This is a genomic window from Mycobacterium sp. E2699 (assembly GCF_001666745.1).
Lineage (GTDB): Bacteria > Actinomycetota > Actinomycetes > Mycobacteriales > Mycobacteriaceae > Mycobacterium.
On record NZ_LZJH01000030.1, the window covers coordinates 31,936 to 51,446 of the forward strand.

Annotated in this window: 13 protein-coding genes; 8 read left to right on the forward strand and 5 right to left on the reverse strand. The window is 66.2% G+C overall.

All coding sequences use genetic code 11. The features are described 5' to 3' along the window. From A5696_RS02710 to A5696_RS02720, 3 genes are read right to left on the reverse strand one after another with little or no spacing between them, the layout of a single operon-like run. A complete protein-coding gene (locus A5696_RS02710) occupies positions 1-921 on the reverse strand; it encodes an MBL fold metallo-hydrolase (RefSeq protein WP_067873026.1) in 921 nt (306 codons plus the stop codon). Then, positions 921-1,679 carry a LamB/YcsF family protein gene (locus A5696_RS02715; protein WP_067873029.1) on the reverse strand — a complete coding sequence of 253 codons (759 nt, stop codon included), beginning with the start codon at positions 1,677-1,679 and terminating at the stop codon, positions 921-923. The genes A5696_RS02710 and A5696_RS02715 overlap by 1 nt, the downstream gene beginning before the upstream one ends. 52 nt (positions 1,680-1,731) lie before the next feature. Next, positions 1,732-2,442: a sensor domain-containing protein gene (locus A5696_RS02720; protein ID WP_067873032.1), complete on the reverse strand. Its 711-nt coding sequence runs from the start codon at positions 2,440-2,442 to the stop codon at positions 1,732-1,734. A 252-nt stretch (positions 2,443-2,694) separates the two neighbouring features. Here A5696_RS02720 and A5696_RS02725 point away from each other — a divergent pair, with 252 nt between their 5' ends. Further along, positions 2,695-3,774 carry a LacI family DNA-binding transcriptional regulator gene (locus A5696_RS02725; protein WP_067873034.1) on the forward strand — a complete coding sequence of 360 codons (1,080 nt, stop codon included), beginning with the start codon at positions 2,695-2,697 and terminating at the stop codon, positions 3,772-3,774. A 7-nt stretch (positions 3,775-3,781) separates the two neighbouring features. Here the strand turns inward: A5696_RS02725 and kstR are convergent, their stop codons facing one another. Continuing rightward, a complete protein-coding gene (gene kstR, locus A5696_RS02730; RefSeq protein WP_197507172.1) occupies positions 3,782-4,387 on the reverse strand; it encodes a cholesterol catabolism transcriptional regulator KstR in 606 nt (201 codons plus the stop codon). Between the two features lie 280 nt (positions 4,388-4,667). Here kstR and A5696_RS02735 point away from each other — a divergent pair, with 280 nt between their 5' ends. From A5696_RS02735 to A5696_RS02765, 7 genes are all read left to right on the forward strand, one after another. Further along, complete coding sequence (locus A5696_RS02735; RefSeq protein ID WP_067873036.1) at positions 4,668-6,791, forward strand: acyl-CoA dehydrogenase; 2,124 nt, start codon at positions 4,668-4,670, stop codon at positions 6,789-6,791. A 407-nt stretch (positions 6,792-7,198) separates the two neighbouring features. After that, entirely contained in the window at positions 7,199-8,491 is a 1,293-nt protein-coding gene (locus A5696_RS02740) for a cation:proton antiporter (RefSeq protein ID WP_067873039.1), read from the forward strand. Positions 8,492-8,766: 275 nt separating this feature from the next. Then, a complete protein-coding gene (locus tag A5696_RS02745; RefSeq protein WP_369803276.1) occupies positions 8,767-10,542 on the forward strand; it encodes an NAD(P)/FAD-dependent oxidoreductase in 1,776 nt (591 codons plus the stop codon). 142 nt (positions 10,543-10,684) lie between these two features. Next, positions 10,685-16,252 (forward strand): type I polyketide synthase, encoded by a 5,568-nt coding sequence (locus A5696_RS02750; protein ID WP_082968893.1) that lies wholly within the window; start codon positions 10,685-10,687, stop codon positions 16,250-16,252. Further along, entirely contained in the window at positions 16,249-17,100 is an 852-nt protein-coding gene (locus A5696_RS02755; protein ID WP_067873060.1) for an ABC transporter ATP-binding protein, read from the forward strand. Before A5696_RS02750 ends, A5696_RS02755 begins: the two co-directional genes overlap by 4 nt. A 113-nt stretch (positions 17,101-17,213) precedes the next feature. Then, positions 17,214-17,954 carry an ABC transporter permease gene (locus A5696_RS02760; protein ID WP_231964208.1) on the forward strand — a complete coding sequence of 247 codons (741 nt, stop codon included), beginning with the start codon at positions 17,214-17,216 and terminating at the stop codon, positions 17,952-17,954. A gap of 154 nt (positions 17,955-18,108) precedes the next feature. Beyond that, positions 18,109-18,921 (forward strand): slipin family protein, encoded by an 813-nt coding sequence (locus A5696_RS02765; protein WP_067873066.1) that lies wholly within the window; start codon positions 18,109-18,111, stop codon positions 18,919-18,921. Positions 18,922-18,970: 49 nt separating this feature from the next. On the opposite strand, the gene A5696_RS02770 is transcribed toward A5696_RS02765, so the two are convergent. Beyond that, positions 18,971-19,504, reverse strand: a complete 534-nt coding sequence (locus A5696_RS02770; RefSeq protein ID WP_067873068.1) for a hypothetical protein — start codon at positions 19,502-19,504, stop codon at positions 18,971-18,973. Between the last annotated feature and the right edge of the window lie 7 nt (positions 19,505-19,511).

The following is a 19,511-nucleotide window of genomic DNA, read 5'->3' on the forward strand; positions in this document are numbered from 1 at the left end:
CTACGCCCAGGGGTCTTCGCGTCGCCACACCGTCGGCATCTGCAGCGCGACGCCGTCGCGGGTGGCCAGCTCGTCGAGGATGCGGAGGGAAACGTCCAGGTCGTCGCCCGCATAGGGCAAGGCCCGCAAGGGCTTTGACAAGGGGCTGAAGAAGTCGTCCCAGTGGATCAGGATCACCCGACGCGCGCCCACCGCGCGGACGGTCTCGGCCCAGTAGTCGAGCAGGTAGGTCCGCGGCCGCAGGCCCAGCTGGCCGACGCTCAGATATGCGGCGTCCGCGCGCTCGCCGGCCAGCGCGCCCCTGACGAAGCCGGCGCTGCCCTGAATCAGCAGCCGCCGCCCCGACGGGCGGTGATGCACCAGTGCCGACCACGCCTCACCGCAGCGGTACGCCGACGCCCGCGCCGGCGGCCGCAGCGGTGCGTCGATCACGCCGGGGAAACGGTCCGGCGGGCAATGGTGCGACTTCACCAGCGTTACGTCGAAGGCGCCCAAGCGAATTGGCTCACCGGAGGTCGCTACCACGATGCGATCCTCGGGCAGCCCGTACCCGCGGCCCACGTTGGCCGCCGACTCGCCGCCGACCAGCAGCGCGCCGGTGCGGTCGGCCACCAGCGCGGAGTCCAGCGCGTGGTCGATGTGGGTGTGCACCGGGATGACGGCCTGCAGCCGCGACACCTTGGCGCGGGCCAGGCAGCCGTCCACGCGCGCCGGCGCCGGCGCCACCTTGCCGGCCGCCACCCGTGCCAGGCTGGGCCGTGAGAAGTAGCCGTCGGTCAGCAGCGCCGAGGACCCGTCGTCGAGCAGCAGCGTTGCCACCCCCAGCCACGTCGCCGACAGCGGCGACTCGGGGCCGGCGGCGGGCACATCGAACCGGTCGGAATACCGCGCCAGATCGGGCCGGCCGGGTTTGAGTCGCATCAGCAGAACGCCCTGACGTCGGCGCCGGCCGCGGCGAGCTGATCCCGCACCGCCGTCGCGATCCGCACGGCGCCTGGCGAATCACCATGCACGCAAACCGATTCCACGGTGATGGGGACCTGTGTGCCGTCGATCGCGGCGACCCGCCCGGAGGTCACCATCGCCACCACGCGGTCGGCGACCTCGGCCGGGTCGTGCAGCACCGCGCCGGGTTCCCGACGGGAAACGAGGCGGCCGTCGGGTTGGTAGGCGCGATCGGCGAACGCCTCGGCCACGGTGCGCAGGCCGGCGCGGGCGGCCTCGTCGAAGAACGCCGAGCCCGCCATGCCCAGCACCGGCAGGCCCGGGTCCAGCATGCGCACCGCCTCCGCCACGGCGGCGGCCTGTTCGCGGTCCGTCACGATCGTGTTGTAAAGCGCGCCATGGGGTTTGACGTAGCCCACCGTCGAACCGGCCGCCTCCGCGATCGACCGCAGCGCACCGATCTGGTACACCACGTCGGCGACCAGTTCGTCGGCGTCGACGTCGATGTAGCGTCTGCCGAACCCGGCCAGGTCGCGGTAGCTCACCTGCGCCCCGATCCGCACGCCGCGCTCGGCGGCCGACCGGCACACCCGCAGCATGCCCACCGGGTCTCCGGCGTGGAACCCGCACGCCACGTTGGCACTGGTGACGATCCCCAGCATCGCGTCGTCGTCGCCGAGGCGCCAGACGCCGAAGCCCTCACCCAGGTCGGCGTTGAGGTCGATACCGGGCACCCGTTCAGCTTATGGTCCGCGTGAAAGCCGCCGCGCGCCCCACCGCCAAGCGCTATTGCCGGGCCACCTTGGCCGCGATCTGCTCGGCGATGTTGACCGCCGACCCGTCGGTCAGGGGTGCGGCGCAGGCCAAGACGTCGATGGCGACGTTGTTGCGCACCGTCAAAGCCCGTTGACACGACCACCCGTCGCCACCTTCCTGAACCTCGGATGTGCTCAGCGTGCCGCTGACCTTGTTCACCCCGGCCACCGTCCACACGATGGGCGACTTGCCCTCGGGCAAATCCGAGAAGCGGCGATTGGCGCAGGCGGACCAGCCTTGCATAGAGGAGTCGTAAAAGGCGTTGGCGTCGTGCGCGGAGGGGTACGCGACCACCGCCTGGATGGCGTAGTGGTCGCGGTTGTTGGCGTCGCCGACGCTGTCGTCGAGCCGCTGGCCGCGGATGGCGGTCCATCCGGTGCCGGCATAGACCTTGTCCTGAGCGGGCCCGTCGAGCGGCAGGCAGTCCTTGTCGCTGATGGTGGAGCTCCAGTCCCACATCGCCTTGGCGCTGAACCACACCTTCATCGCCGTCGCGTTCAGCGCGCTGTTGATCTGGCCCGCGTCGAGCAGCAGCCCCTCGAGGGCCGATACGGCAACCGGATTCTGCGACACGGGGCCGGAATGGTCGGCGGGAACGGCCTTGCCGCCCACGACGGTGGTGCAGCCGGCGGCGAGCGCGGAGACCCCGGCGAGCACAACCGCGGTGAGTCGCTGGCGCACTGCCGGCCCCCTCCCCAGTTCGTGCGACCAGCTTAAGTGGCAACCTCACGAAGCCGCCCGACGAGCCCGCAGAACAGGTGGGTGGCAAACGAGATCGTCCCGATGGACACCGGGATGGGATGCCGGGCGCAAGACGACAGGATCCCGCCAGCGCGCCGGCCAACCCAACACTAATGAAAATTGTTTCCATTAGAAAGTGGGGCCGCGAAGCCGCGTGTGCGCCCACCCGATCCCGCTGTAGCGTCAGCGAACGTGAGTCCCACCCCGCGCCGGCGTGCGACTCTGGCGTCGTTGGCCGACGAACTGAAGGTTTCGCGCACCACGATCTCGAATGCCTTCAACCGGCCGGACCAGCTCTCCGCCGACCTTCGCGAACGGGTGTTGGCGACGGCGAAGCGGCTGGGTTACCCGGGACCGGACCCGGTGGCGCGGTCGCTGCGGACCCGCAAGGCCGGCGCGGTGGGCCTGGTGATGGCCGAGCCGCTGACCTACTTCTTCAACGACCCGGCGGCGCGGGATTTCGTCGCGGGGGTGGCGCAGTCCTGCGAGGAACTCGGACAGGGGTTGCTTTTGGTCGCCGTCGGGGCCGGCCGCAGCCGCGACGACGGAACGGCCGCCGTGCTCGGCGCGGGCGTGGACGGATTCGTGGTGTATTCGGTCTGCGACGACGATCCCTATCTGCAGGTGGTGCTGCAGCGCCGGCTGCCGGTCGTGGTGGTCGACCAGCCCAAGGGCCTGGCGGGTGTGTCCCGGGTCGGGATCGACGACCGGGCGGCCATGCGCGCGCTGGCCGACTACGTGCTGGGCCTGGGGCACCGCGAGATCGGGCTGCTGACCATGCGGCTGGGCCGGGAACGCCGGCAGGGGCTGGTGGACGCCGAGCGGCTGCGCTCGCCGGCCTTCGACGTCCAGCGCGAGCGCATCATCGGCGTCTGGGAGGCGATGACGGCCGCCGGCATCGACCCGGACTCGCTGACCGTGGTGGAGAGCTACGAGCATCTTCCCGAGTCGGGCGGCACCGCCGCCAAGGTGGCGCTGGAGGCCAATCCGCGAATCACCGCGCTGATGTGCACCGCGGACATCTTGGCGCTGTCCGCCATGGATTACCTTCGCGCACATGGCATTTACGTGCCCGGCCAGATGAGCGTCACGGGTTTCGACGGCGTGCCCGACGCGCTCGGCCGCGGGTTGACCACGCTCGCGCAGCCGAGCCTGCAGAAGGGCCGTCGGGCGGGTGAGCTGCTGCTGAAACCTCCGCGGTCGGGCCTGCCGGTAGTGGAACTCCTTGAGACGGAGCTGATTCGGGGCCGCACCGCCGGGCCACCCGCCTAGACCGCCATTAGGCCTTGGGGGACTCCTGGTCGCCGATCAACAACCGCACGGCCAGGTCCAGCCGCTTGCTCACGTCGGTCGCCGAGGCCCGCCGGGTGAGCCAGGCGAGCAGATTCGACAGCCACACGTCGGAGATCACCCGGGCGATGTGGTACTGGTCCTCCGTCGGTTCGCCGTCGGCCATCGCCCGCGCGAACATGCTGTCGATGAGCTTCTCCACCTGGTCGACCTCGCTGGCCGCCGACGCGTCGGCGAAGACGTAGGCGCGCGTCATCGCCTCGGTGAGCAGCGGATTGCGCTGCATCGCCCGGTTGAGCTTGCCGACCATGAAATTCAGCCGCTGAAACGGGGTGCCGCCGGCGACGGAGGAGCGATCGGTCTTGGCGTCGATGCGGCTGAACTCGCGGCCGAGGGCCGACACCAGCAGGTGCACCTTCGAGGGGAAGTACCGGTAGAGCGTCCCCACCGCCACGTCGGCGCGATCGGCGACGGCACGCATCTGCACCGCCTCGTAGCCCCCTTTGGACGCGATGGCCATGGTGGCGTCGAGGATGCGCTTGCGGCGCTCCCGCTGCGCTTCCGAGCCGAGCTCGGACTCAGCCAGTACCGCCACGTTCATGACCTCGCGCGGCTGCGAGTCAGGAACGCGGGCAGAACCCGGGTTGGCTGACGACATCTCAGGAAGCGCTCCTCTTTCAGGTGGTTCGTTCGCAAACGATACGCAGGCTGTGCGTAAATCTCCCACCTCCCCGCAGCAGGGACAACGACGTGTACTGCTGTAATCGCGTTCGACTTGACGTTCGATCGCTGGCACTATTAGAACACGTTCTAGTGGGCTTTCAAGCAAGAAGAGCGCCCCTTCATCCCGAACCAGGCACGCGGAGGACCCGAGGGTGGTAGCGACCGTCACCGACGAACAGTTCGCCGCGCGTGCGCTGGTGCGGGATTGGGCGCGCAATCCGACGTCGGGGCCGGGCGGAACCGCGGCGATTCGCGACGTCGAGCAGGGCAACCCGGACGCTTGGCGGCCGGTGTTCGCCGGCCTGGCCGACCTGGGGTTGTTCGGGGTGGCGATCGGCGAGGACCGCGGCGGGGCGGGCGGCAGCATCGAGGATCTGTGCGCGATGGTCGAGGAAGCGGCCAAGGCGCTGATCGCTGGGCCGGTCGCGACCACGGCCCTGGCGACGCTCGTGGTCGAGGACCCCGAATTGTTGGCCGCGCTGGCCGCCGGGGAGCGCTTCGCCGGGCTCGCGCTGGAAGGGGACGTCGAGTTCGACGGCGCGACGGGACGGGCGTCGGGCACGCTGCCGTGGGTGCTGGGCGCGGCCGACGGCGCCGTCGTGGTGGTGCCCGCCGACGGAAAGTGGCTGCTCGTCGACGCCGGGGCCGACGGCGTGCGGGTCGAGCCGCTGCGCGCCGCCGACTTCTCCCGGCCGCTGGCCAAGGTGGTGCTGACGTCGGCGCCGGCCGCCGTGATCGGGGCGTCGGGGCCGCGGGTCGAGGAATTGGCCGCGACGGTGCTGGCGGCCGAGACCGCCGGCATCGCCCGGTGGTCGCTGGACACCGCCGTCGCCTACGCCAAGGTGCGCGAGCAATTCGGCAAGCCGATCGGCAGCTTCCAGGCGGTCAAGCACCTGTGCGCGGAGATGCTGTGCCGCGCCGAGCAGGCCGAGGTGGCCGCCGCCGACGCCGCCCGCGCCGCCGGCGATCCCGACGCCGACCAGTTTTCGATCGCCGCCGCCCTGGCCGCCGGCATCGGCATCGCCGCCGCCAAGGCCAACGTCAAGGACTGCATTCAGGTGCTCGGCGGCATCGGCTGCACCTGGGAGCACGACGCGCACCTGTACCTGCGCCGGGCCCACGCCATCGGCCGGTTCCTCGGCGGCCCTGAACGCTGGCTGCGCCGCATCACCGCCCTGACGCAGGCCGGGGTGCGCCGCCGCCTCAGCATCGACCTGTCGGAGGTCGAGGGCCGGCGAGCCGAGATCGCCGCGGCCGTCGCCGAGGTCGCCGCGCTGCCTCAAGCCCAACGCCAGGCCGCCCTGGCCGAGGCCGGGCTGCAGGCGCCGCACTGGCCGCCGCCGTACGGGCGCGGCGCTTCCCCGGCCGAGCAGTTGCTGATCGACCAGGAGATGGCGGCGGCCGGCGTGGTGCGCCCGGACCTGGTGATCGGCTGGTGGGCGGCGCCGACCATCCTCGAGCACGGCACGCCGGAACAGATCGAGCGGTTCGTGCCGGCCACATTGCGCGGTGAATTCCTGTGGTGCCAGCTGTTTTCCGAGCCCGGCGCCGGGTCCGACCTGGCGTCGCTGCGCACCAAGGCGGTGCGGGGGGACGGCGGCTGGCTGCTCACCGGGCAGAAGGTGTGGACGTCCGCCGCGCATAAGGCGCGGTGGGGCGTGTGCCTGGCACGTACCGATCCCGAAGCGCCGAAACACAAGGGCATCACGTACTTCCTGGTGGACATGCGCTCACCGGGCATCGAGATCCGGCCGCTGCGCGAGATCACCGGCGACTCGCTGTTCAACGAGGTCTTCCTGGACAACGTGTTCGTGCCCGACGAGATGGTGGTCGGCACGGTGAACGACGGCTGGCGGCTGGCCCGCACCACCCTGGCCAACGAGCGGGTCGCGATGGCGACCGGCACCGCGCTGGGCAACCCGATGGAGGAGCTGCTCAAGGTGCTGGCGCAGATGGACCTCGACGCCGCGCAGCAAGACCGGCTGGGCCGGCTGATCGCCATCGCCCAGACCGGCGCGCTGCTGGACCAGCGCATCGCCCAACTCGCCGTGGGCGGCCAGGATCCCGGGGCCCAGTCCAGCGTGCGCAAGCTGATCGGCGTCCGCTACCGCCAGACGCTGGCCGAGTACGCGATGGACGTCTCCGAGGGCGGCGGTCTGGTGCACAACCAGGCGGTCTTCGACTTCCTCAACACCCGCTGCCTGACGATCGCCGGCGGCACCGAGCAGATCCTGCTCACGGTGGCCGCGGAGCGGCTCCTCGGCCTGCCGCGTTAGCGGGCGGTGACAGCCGCCGCGAGCGGCCGAACTTCCATTGAGGCGTTGCAATCCAAGTCGGCAGCGGCAACGAATGACTCACGGGTCCCTACAGCTGGCCCTCGGTTGCCCGCGGTGGGGTGACCCTTACCAGCGACCGCTGAGAGGAAGAAGTGGTAGCCGCACACCAGTTCTGCGACGCCGGCGCCTGGCCGCCACTCGATTACGGCCGGCTAAGCCGGTTTTCGATGGCTGTAACCCGTGCGCCGATCCGACATCCAGGGCTCCGCCGCCACCCGTCGGCCAACGACCCCGCTTTAAACGCGTTTCCCGGGTGGTCGGCCGCCCTCGACGCACCGCCCGACGAAAACAGTCCGCGGCACCCCTCCTCCCGGCCTGTCAGCACCTCGAACTCCGGGACCTGACCGATGCCCGCAGCAACCGCTGTCCACTTTTTCCTCGAATTGGCCGTCATTCTCGGAACCTGCCGTTTCGTTGGGCTGGCGGCGCAACGCCTCGGACAGCCGCAGGTTGTCGGCGAAATGGTTGCCGGGGTACTCCTGGGGCCCTCACTGTTGGGACGGATAGCGCCCGGGGTGCAACACCAATTATTTCCGCCGGAACAAGCGAACACCGTGCTGTACACGGCAGCGCAAATTGGCTTGGTGCTCTACATGTTTCTGATCGGGCTCAACCTCGACATCAATCTCATCAAGCACCGCGCCGGCACCGCGGCCGCGGTCTCGGCGGCAGGCATCCTCACGCCACTCGCCCTGGGAGCGCTTATCGCCATGCCCCTTTCGGCGCACGGAAATTACTTCGAAAAAGGCGTTCCACTCGTCCTGGCAATGATGTTTCTGGGGGCGTCGATCGCCACCACCGCGTTTCCTATGCTCGCCCGGATAATCTTCGAACAACGCCTTTCCGGGACACCGTTGGGCACCCTCGCGTTGGTATGTGGTGCGACTGACGATGCACTCTCCTGGTGCATCCTCGCCGTGGTGCTCGCTATCCACCGCGGTAACCCGACAACGGCCACGACCGCGATAGTCGGCGGAATTCTCTATGCTCTGCTGCTCTTGACGGTTGGGCGGAAAGCCCTGGCGGGCCTGGGCGTCAGAACCCAGCGCCGGAACGCGATAACCGCACCGGTGTTGAGCACCGTTCTCATTCTGCTCATGCTCTGCGCATGGTTCACGGACACTATCGGGATTTACGCGATATTCGGTGCCTTCATCCTCGGTGTCGCCATGCCCTCCGGTGCCTTCGCGCAAAAACTCACGGCCAGCCTCGAACCACTGGTCACCACGTTCTTGCTGCCGTTGTTCTTTGTCTACTCGGGGCTGAACACCCAGATCGGTCTGGTGAACAGCTCGACACTATGGGCGGTGACGGCGGGACTCCTCATAGCTTCGATCTCAGGAAAGGGGATCGCGTGCACGTTCGCCGCGTGGCTGAGAAAAGTGCCGTTCCGCGAATCCGTTGCGCTCGGCTCGTTGATGAATGCTCGCGGGTTGATTGAACTTATTCTTCTCAACATCGGTCTTCAGGCCGGCATCATCACTCCGACGCTCTTCAGCATCCTGGTCCTGGTTGCCATCGTCACCACGCTTATGGCCACACCGATATTCGAATTCGTCTACGGGCGACACCGGGCGAACGACCCGCCCACTGATACCGGAGCCATGAAAGAGGTGCCAAGCCCGAGCGCTGCTGTGTAATGCCGCCGAGTCCGCAGTCGGCGCTGTGCAAGCACGGCGTCGATGCGTTCGCTGTTTCCCAACAATCAGAAGGGCAACCCGGTATCGCCCACACTCTCTGGCCACGAACGATGGAGATGCATTTGGACATCGAGAATTGTTGTCCCTTAACGTATCTGGCTTCGATCCGGCAAGTCGACCCTGCCGCTTAAACTGTGTGCTTCGCCCGCTTGCCAGGCAGCCAGATTGGTGTAGATTCTTAAATATTAATTAACTGAACCGAACAGCTTTCGGAGGTGGAACCTGTGGACGCGCGAGCGCAGCTGTCGCATTTGAGCTCGGAGGCGCGCCAGGCCTTGGCGCACAGGATCAAGACTCTGCTGGACGCCGATACGGCGGTCCCGGACCACGATGTCACGATCATCGGCGGCGGCGTGGCGGGGTTGACTCTGGCGCTCGAGATTCGCGGCGCGCGGCCGCAGACACGAATACTGATCATCTGCCCGACCACTCACCCGGTGTCCGAGATCACCCACACGGTAGGCGAGTCGACGGTCGAGGTCTCCGCCCATTACCTGCGGGACCGCCTTGGATTGGGCGACCATCTGCAGACCTCACAGCTTCGCAAAATGGGGTTGCGAATGTTCTTCACACACGACCGGAACACCGACATTGCCCGACGGACGGAACTCGGCAGCTCCGCGTTCGTCCCTCAGGTGACCTACCAGATCGACCGCGGCAGATTAGAGAACGAGCTCAATCGGCGTTGCCTGACCGAAGGCATCGAAATCGCTTCCGGCCGAGCGGTGTCCGTCGAATTCGCCCCCGGGGGTCGCGCAACGAAGGTTACTTTCCAGAGCGGCGACACGGTCACGCACACGATGACTCGGTGGGTGGTCGACGCGTCGGGGCGAAACCGGACACTGGCCAGGATGCTGGGCCTGAGGCGCGCAAACGAGCACAACTGCAATGCCGTATGGCTCCGCGTCGGAATGGAAATAGATATCGGCAAGTGGAGCGATAACCCGAGTTGGCAGGCGCGGCTCGTCGAGGGCGACCGTGCGCTGTCCACGAATCATCTGATGGGGGAGGGGTACTGGGTGTGGCTGATACGGCTCCCATCCGGATCGACCAGCGTCGGCATCGTCGCAGACCCAACCGTCCACGATTTCGGCGGGTTCAACACACTCGCGAAAGCACTTTCCTGGCTTCACGCGCACGAGCCACAGTGTGCCGCGGTTCTGGCGGAAAATGAGCACCTCATCAAAGACTTCAGGGTCATGAGGAACTACAGCCACGGCGCCACGAAAGTCTATGATGGCCGCGACCGTTGGTGCCTCACCGGTGACTCCGGAATTTTCCTGGATCCTTTGTACTCATCGGGACTGGACCTGGTGGCGATTGGCAACGGCCTCATCACCGACATGATTGCCCGCGACCTCGACGGTGAGGACGTCGTCGCGCGGTCGGTAATCAACGACTCTCTGTTTCGATCCCTCACCGACATGTGGCTCGCCGTGTACTGCAACCAATACACGCTGATGGGCTCACCAGTTGTGATGTCGGCGAAAGTGATCTGGGACATCGCGTTCTATTGGGGCTTCGTGGGTTTCCTCTACAGGAACGGCGGGTTCGTCAGCGTGGCCGACGATCCTCAGCTGGTGCCTCACCTGGAAGGGCTCATCAAGCTCAGTAACCGCATGCAGAGATTCTTCCGAGAATGGGCCGCAGTCGAGAGCGCGCGTCCCTCGGCGCGGTTCGTCGATTTGTACTCGCCGCTGAATTTCATGGTGACGCTGCACACGGTGATGATGGAGCAAGCCGCCGAGTTCATCGCCCGCTTCGACGCCAACGTCCGGCTGCTGAATCAGCTCGCGGGCCAGCTGGTCGAGACCGTCGTTTCGGAGAAAAGCGGTCGCTTCGCCGAAGACGACGTCATTCGGCAGGCGCAGGCCTGGCAACGGGACCCCTTCCTGCGGGAACTCCGATCCGTGTACCGCCGCGAACAGACAACCAATCCGATCAGCCAAGATTGGATTCTCGGGATGGCTCCGGCACTCGAATTCAGTTGACTTCACTCATGTTCCCGGCTCCCCGTCAAGCTGCTCGACGTCAACATCACGACTGTCGGCGCAGCCGATGGCCCCACGCTGATCGGCTGCGGGTGTCGGATCGGGATGATGTCGTGACACGTTTAGGGGCGAGAGGATGAACATGTCTTGTGACCACGGCACCCGCGAACCTCTGGCTATAGTCGGGATCGGATGTCACTTGCCCGGCGACGCCCACGACTCGGAAAGCTACTGGAACCTGCTGTGCAGTGGCACCGATGCCACCTGTCCGGTCCCCGAATCACGCTGGAATGCCGAAAAATACTACGATCCGAACCGGGAGAAAGTCGGCAAGATGGTGACCCGCCGAGGCGGGTTTCTCAGCGAAATAGACCAATTCGACCCGCAGTTCTTCGGGATCTCCCCTCGAGAGGCGAACCTGCTCGATCCGCAGCAGCGCCTTCTGCTGCAGACCACGTGGGAGGCACTGGAAGACGGTGGAATACCCGCTGACAGTCTCGCCGGCACTGAGGTCGGGGTGTTCGTCGGTGGTTTCACCCTCGACTACCAACTGCTGCAAAATCAGGGGCGCACCAGCCGGTACCGATTCAAAACCCATTCCGCCACGGGAATGATGATGACGATGCTGGCGAACCGGATTTCGTTCGCCTTCGACTTCCGCGGACCGAGCATGACAATCGACACGGCATGCTCGAGCTCGCTCGTTGCGGTACACCTTGCGGCGCTGAGCATTTGGAACGACGAGTGCGATCTCGCGCTTGCCGGCGGCGTCAACATCATGATCGGACCCAACACGGCGATCGCCGAATCGAAGAGCGGATTCCTCAGTCCGGAGGGGCGCTGCAAAGCGTTCGACGATTCCGCCGATGGTTATGCGCGGGGAGAGGGCGCCGCGGTCGTCGTCATCAAACCGCTCGAGCACGCACTCAACGATGGCGACGAAATCTACGCACAGATCCTGGGTACCGCGGTGTCCCAGGACGGCCGCACCGACGGTATCACCGTACCCAGGGCCCAGGCGCAACAAGCCGCAATCACAACGGCCCTGCGCCGAGCGGGCGTTCGCCCCGACGAGGTCGGCTATGTCGAGGCGCACGGTACCGGAACCCCGGTCGGCGACCCGATCGAGGTCCAGGCCCTCGCCAACGCGCTCGGCGCGGGGCGGCCGACGAGCAATCCGCTACCGATCGGATCGGTCAAAACCAACATCGGACACCTCGAGGCGGGCGCAGGGGTAGCCGGATTGATCAAAGCGGCGTTGGTGGTCAAACACGGTCACATTCCGGCGAATCTGCATCTGAAGACCCCGAACCGCCGAATCTCGCTCAGCGACCTGAATATTGAGATCCCCCGAACCGGTCGCCCGTTTCCCGACACGAAACGGCGTATAGCCGGGGTCAACTCCTTCGGCTTCGGGGGCACAAACGCCCACGTCGTGCTCGCTGAGCCTCCCGACCCGGTCGGCGGCGCCGCCGAGAACAATCCTCCGCCACCACCGTTGGCCGTGTTGCCGATCTCGGCGCGCAGCGAGGAAGCGTTGGTAGCTACGGCCGGCCAATTGGCCGAATACGTGAGCGCTCACCCCGGCCTCACGCTGCGGGATTTCGGCTACACACTCAGCCGGCGTCGCACTCACATGAATTACCGGCGTGCCGTCGTCGCGGGCAGCATGGCCGAGGCGCGAGAACAACTACAGGCCCTCGCGGAAAGCGGGCGAAGCCCCGCGGGACGCACACCGCTGACCTCGGCCAAGTTGGCGTTCGTCTTCGGCGGCATGGGCCCCCAGTGGTGGAGGATGTGCCGAGACCTACTTGAGGTCTATCCCGCTTTCACCGAAAGCATCGTGCGGAGCGACCGCGAGCTCTCCCGTTACACCGGTTGGTGTTTGATCGACGAACTCCAAGCCGACGAAACCCGTTCTCGGATGGCCGAAACGGACGTCGCGCAGCCCGCCAACTTCGCCGTCCAAATAGCTCTGGCCGAGCAACTCAAGCAATTCGGCATCAAGCCCGACGCCGTCGTCGGTCACAGCGCCGGTGAAGTGGCTGCCCACTATCTCGCCGGCGTCCTCACCTTCGAGCAGGCGATCCGGGTGATCTATCACCGAAGCCGCCTCCAACAACGCACCAGCGGGCAGGGCCGCATGCTCGCGGTCGGCCTCGACGCCGAATCGCTCATGCAGGCCATCGACGACACAGCGCTCGCGAACATCGGGCGGCTGGTATCCATCGCCGCCGTCAACAGCCCGGCGGCGGTAACCCTCGCAGGCGACAGCGCAGTCCTCGATGACATTGCACGCCAACTCGATGAGCGCAGAGTGTTCAATCAGTTCCTCAGCGTGAAGGTGCCGTACCACACCCACTACATGGACGCGGTCAAAGATGACCTCTGCACCTCCCTGGAAGGGCTGTCTTCGGCCGCGGCGAGGGTCCCGCTCTACTCCACCGTGACCGGCGAGCGGCTGGACCGATACGCCGCCGGCGCCGCCTACTGGTGGCAAAACACTCGCACCACAGTACTTTTCGAGCCAGCGATCCGCCAGATGCTCGACGAAGGATACACTCACTTCGTCGAACTCGGTCCACATCCCGTTCTGGCAACATCGATCGCGGAGGTCGCCGCGTCCCACCAGACGGACGTGGTCGTCCTGGCGACCCAGCGACGCCATCACGACGACGGTCGCACGCTGATGAACTGCGTCGGCGCGCTGCACTGTCACGGCCACCCGGTGGCGTGGGACGCGCTGTACCCCCGCCAGGGGGCGCGGTTGCTGAAGCTGCCTTCGTACCCGTGGCAATCCAAGCGGTACTGGAACGAGCCCCCGGAAGCCGTCGAGGAATTGCACTACAACCCGGTGCATCCGCTGCTGGGGCAGCCGGTGAGCGCCGTGCACCCGACCTGGGAGGTGGAATTGAGCGCTACCCGCGTTCCCTTCCTGGCCGATCACGAGGTGCAGGGAAGTGTCCTGCTACCCGGGGCGGTATACGTCGAAATGGCCCTGGCCGCAGCAGAACAAGCCTACGGGGCGGCGGACCACAGCGTTGACAACCTGACGCTGAAACGCGCCCTCATCCTTGACGACTCCTGCGACCCGTTGCTCAGGACCACGCTCGACCAGGACAGGGGCACAGTGGAATTCGCTGCGTTCACGGCAACTGCCGGCGGGGACCTGCGGTGGACGATAACAGCGACAGCGGAGCTCAACACGGTGTCCGGGTCGCCGCACCGCGTCGATCCCCCAGGGGGCGCCCAGGTGGTCACCATCGACGGCGACGAGTTCTACGCCCGCACCCGAGCCGTCGGTTTGGCATACGGTGGCGCGTTCCGCACCGTCACCGGCGTCACGGCCGGAGCTGGCTGGGCGACAGCCCGACTCGCCGTTCCCGCACCGCTCGCCGACCAACTCGAGGAATACCGATTCCACCCGGCCCTCATCGATGGTGCCTTCCAAACGCTGCTCGGCACACCTCTTTTCGGTTCCGAGGCAACGGAAAGCCCGTACCTTCCCGTTCGGATCCGGCGCAGCGTTGTCTACCGTTCGCCCGAAGCAAGCATGTCGGTTCACGTACGTGTCGTAACCGCCGGTCAAGACGAGATCGAAAGCGACATAACCATCACCGGCGACGACGGCGAGCCGCTCGCTGTCTTCCACGGCTTCACCGTGCAATCACTGAGCGCTTCATCGCGCATGTCGCCCGAACACGTCGACAAGGGTCTCCTCGAGATTCACTGGGTCGCGTCTTCCGGCGCCCAGTATGACCAGCGTGAGAACTCCACTGTGACAGACAGTTCATCGTGGCTGATCTTCACCGACGCCTCCGGCTTCGGGACGACGCTCGCCGCGCAGATGCACCGCAGCGGCCAGCGTGTCCACACGGTCGTGCATGAACCCGTCGAAACGCTTACACAAGTCGACGGGGGATACGCGCTCAACCCGCGGCATCCCCGGCAACTACACCAACTGCTCGAAACTCACCTCGACCAAGAGGGCAACCTCGCCGGGATCATCAACTGCTGGCCCCTGGACATCCGCGCTCACCCCGATACCCACTCACTGCGCGGGCCCGCGGATGCAGACGCCGGCGAAAGCAGCGACCCTATCGGGCTTTTCGCAATACTCCACCTCGTCAAGGCCTTGGCGGACCACGACACCGTTCGGCCGCGCATCTATCTGATAACCGCCAACGCGCAACCGGCACTTCCGAGCGATGCGCTTGCGGTTGAGCAATCGACGATTTGGGGGCTGGGTCGAGTCGTCGGCCATCAGGAACTCGTCAAACACTGGGGCGGACTGATCGACATCGACAGAGCCGACGACCCCGTTCAGAGTGCTGCGCATGTCTGCGAACACATCCTCAGGGATGACCCCGAGGATCAGATCGCCATCCGCGGCAGCACGACGTTCGTTCCGCGTCTTCGCCCGAGCAGCAGCCTGACGCAACCCTTTCCCACCAAACTCACCCCCGATGCGACCTACGTGATCACAGGCGGTACCGGAGCGCTGGGCCGCGTCGTCGCGGCATACCTTGCCGAGCGTGGGGCACGGCACATCGCCCTGCTGTGCCGAAGCGAGATCCCGCCGAGAAGCCGCTGGGCGCTGATCCCGCACGACGACGCTCACCGCGCAACGATCGACACAGTTCGAAAAGTCGAACGTCTCGGTGTTCGAGTCACGATCGCCACCGTCGATGTCACCGACGTCGAGCAGGTGAACACCTGGTTGAGCGATCACATCCGAGAAGGGGGGCCACCGGTCCGGGGCATCCTCCACGCCGCAGGTTCTGTTCACGACCAACTCCTCGTCAACATGACCGAAGCCGACTTCACCGAAGTGATGGCCCCCAAGATCAGCGGTACCCGCGCGCTCCACAACGCGTTCCTGGGGCAGGATCTCGAATTCTTCGTCATGTTCGGATCGGCAGGGTCGGTCATCGCCTCGCCCGGTCAAGGCAACTATGCCGCCGCCAACGCGTTCCTCGACGCCTTTGCGCACTACCGGCGCGCCGAGGGGCTCCCGGCCCTCACCATCGGATGGGGCCCCTGGTCGGTCGGCATGGTGGAAGAGCTCGAGCTCGAGAAAATCTACGCACAGCGAGGGATTGAGCTCATCACGCCCGCGTCGGGCACCCAGATCCTCGATCGGCTCATCAACCAAAAGGTGCCGAACGTCATCGCTCTCAGCGCGGACTGGACGCGGGTCCGCCGCGGGCTCGGCGGGCAGTTGCCGCGGATGTTCTCCGAGCTGGGAACAGCCGAAACGCCCACTGGCGCCATAGATTCGGAATCGCCCCTCCTCGAGTTGCTCTCGGCATGCCCGGAGGCTGACAGGCTCGGCGTGGTCGCACGCCAGGTTCGCCAAGTCGTCTCCGCCGTCTTCGATCTCGCCGTCACCGAGATCGGATCCGACGACGCCCTCGACGACCTCGGCCTGGACTCGATGATGGCGATGGATTTCAGGGCCAGGATCAACGCGCTGTTCGCCATCGATCTGCCCGTGCTGGAACTGCTCAAGGGCGTCAGCGTCAATTCAGTGGCCGGTCGCATACTCGCTGAGCTCCAACCGGCCGGTGCGGATGCGCCGCCTGCGATCGCCCAACAGCGACCAGAGCCGACGCCGGCCGACGACGTCGACCGACTGATCGAACAGTTATCGGATGCCGACCTCCGAGCAGTGCTGGCCGAGCTCGAAATGCCCGAGCAGGGGCGATGACTCACAATCACCCGTCCGCTGTTCACGTGCGAGGGCTGTCGAAGGCCTACGGGCAGCGACAGGCGGTGTGCAATATCGACTTCGACGTCGGCTATGGCGAGATTTTCGCGATCCTCGGGCCCAACGGTGCGGGTAAGTCAACGACCATCGAAATCCTCGAGGGGCATCGGCAACGCGATTCCGGACAGGCCCGGGTACTGGGCGAAGACCCCGGCACCGCGGGCCGTAGCTGGCGCGCCAAGATCGGCATAGTGCTGCAGGAAGCCAGCGACGCCGGGATGCTCACCGTGTCGGAAACCGTGCGCATGTTCACCAAATCCTATGGGAGGGCCCGAGATCCCGAGGACGTGCTGGGCCTCGTCGGGCTCACCTCCGCATCGGAGTTGAAAGTCAGGACGCTGTCCGGCGGGCAGCGCCGTCGGCTCGACGTCGCTCTGGGCATCATCGGCATGCCCGAACTGCTCTTCCTGGACGAGCCGACAACGGGATTCGATCCGGACGCCAGACGCAAATTCTGGGACCTCATCAGGCTGCTGGCGGCCGATGGCACGACCATCCTCCTGACTACGCACTACCTGGACGAAGCCGCCGCCCTGGCCGATCGGGTCGCCGTCCTGGCGGGCGGCGAGGTGGTGGCCATCGACTCGCCGCCGAAACTCATCGAATACGTGAACTCGGCCGCGACGGTCCGCTGGATGGAGGGAGAGCAGGTCCACGTGGAGGAGACCGATCACCCGACCGAATTGATCAGGCAGCGGTCGAAAGACGGGACGGAACTGGCTCAGCTGACAGTCTCTCGACCGACGCTCGAAGACGCTTATCTGCATCTGATCGGCCACGCACGATGAACATCGGTCAGGTGCAGAGTTCCCCGCCGCGGCGACACCGCGCAATCGAGTCGGAGTCGCCGCTCCCCACTCCGCTCCGCATCGGGTTGTCGCGGGTCGTCCCCGAGTTGAAGATGTTCTACCGCCGGCCTGAACAAGTGGTCCTGACCTTCTCGATGCCCGCCGTGATCGGCATATTGCTCGGTTCGATCTTCTCGACGAAACTGCCGCACAGCGATACCAGCACGGGCGCCGTGATCGCGGCAAGCATCCTCGCCTACGGCATTCTCTCCACATCCTTCATCAACCTCGGCATAAGCATCGCATCCGACCGCGACACCGGCGCCTTGCGGCGACTTCGTGGGACGCCGACGACCGCGACCTCGTACTTCATCGGGAAGATCGTTCTGGTCGCCGCCGCCAGTCTCGCCGAGGCCGTCGTTCTCCTGTCGGTGGGCGTCCTCGTGTTCAAACTCCATCTACCTACCGACGCTTTCGGATGGTTCACGCTCACCTGGGTCTTCGTCCTCGGAATCCTCAGTTGTTCGTTGCTGGGTATCTTCGTCAGCAACTTGGCGAGCAACGCGGTTTCCGCCGCGGTCATCACCAACGGCCCGGCGGTCGCCTTGCAGTTCGTTTCGGGCACCTACGTGCCGCTCATCGCCTTGCCCGGGTGGATGTTGACACTGGGTTCGTTGTTCCCCGTCAAGTGGATGGCGCAGGGATTCCGGTCGGTCCTGTTACCGCCTGACATGGCCGCCTTCGAGCCGGCCGGCAGCTGGGAACACTGGCAAACATTCTTCGTGCTGACGGCGTGGACTATCGGTGGGCTGATCGCCTGCCTCCGGGTGTTCCGGTGGTCGGACACCCGATAACGCGATCGGACCGGCGGAATCCTGATCGCGCAGACCGGTGCGCCGCTCGATCAGCGGATCGCGGCGGTTCGGTTCCGGGGAAAGGCCTTTTGACCATGCGTGCCGTGACTTGTGGCCGCTGACCGAGCCGGGCGGTGCTCCTAGGGTTGGCTGGGTGAGTTCTACAGCCGTTACTGCGACCGCCGTCGCCGTTTTCGTCGCTCTGGGGTTGCTGGCCGCCTCGATCCGGATTGTCCAGCAGTATCAGCGCGGCGTGCACTTCCGCCTGGGCCGGGTGATCGGCGTCCGCGAACCCGGGCTCCGGTTCATCATCCCGGTGATCGATCGGCTGTGGCGGGTGTCTATGCGCATCGTGACCATGCCGATCCAGTCGCAGGGCATCATCACCCGCGACAACGTCAGCGTCGACATCGCCGCGGTGGCCTACTTCCGCGTCGTCGACGCCCGCAAGTCCGTCGTCGTCATCGAGAACGTCAACGCCGCCATCAACCAGATCGCCCAGACGACCTTGCGCAACGTCGTCGGGCAGCACTCCCTCGACGAGGTGCTCGCCAAGACGGAGAAGATCAACGGCAGCATCCGCCAGATCCTGGACACCACCACCGTCGAATGGGGCGTCGAGGTCACCCTGGTGGAGCTCAAGGACATCCAGCTGCCCGACAGCATGAAGCGCGCGATGGCGCGCGAGGCCGAAGCCGAGCGGGAGAAGCGCGCCAAAATCATTGCCGCCGAAGGGGAAGCGCGCGCGGCCGCGGCGCTGGGCGAGGCGTCCGACACCATGATGCGCCACCCACTGGCCCTGCAACTGCGGAACCTGCAGACTCTGCTGGAGCTTGGGGTCGAGAAGAACACGACCATCGTGTTCCCCGCGCCGCTGATGAACGCGATCGGGGAGCTCACCGGCTTCCTGACCCGGGAGGCGAGTGCCGCCAAACCCGCCGTGCCGAGCGAGCTTTCACACGTCTGACCCGAAGTGATATCGCAGGCCGCGCCCGAGCCGGTCGGCCGACGCGGGATCAGGAAAAGGTTGTCTGCGCGCAGGTGCTGGGTGAGGTGATGTTCACCCCGCCGTAGACCACCTGGATGTGGGTGCAGGTGATGACGTTGATGTCGGTCTTCGGCTGGCCGGTCTGCCAGTCGGTCGAGTCGATGCGTCCGCTGGTCTGGTACTTGTCCGGTGGGCCGCCGCCGAAGTACACGGTGGTGACCTCGTCGTTGCCCATCGCCTTGTGGACCCGTTCGTACTGACCATTTGCGTGCGCGTCCAGGTAGGCCAATCGGTTCGACGACCGGATCTCGGTGGTCTGCCGGGCCCACAGGTCGTTCGGGAATCCGGTGACTCCGTCGGGGGTCTGCATGTCGGCGCCGGCGGTGAAGTTGCAGAAGCCGCCGGACTTGAAGCACTCCAGGGTCATGTGCGTCTCCAGCTGGTTGGGGCCGTCCAGCGGGAACAGGGTGGTGGCGGTGTTGCTCGCCGCCGAAGCGGACGGAGGAGGCAGGACCGCCAGCACCGCTCCGACGACCGCAAATCCCGGCAACAGCCGCTTCATCGGCGCC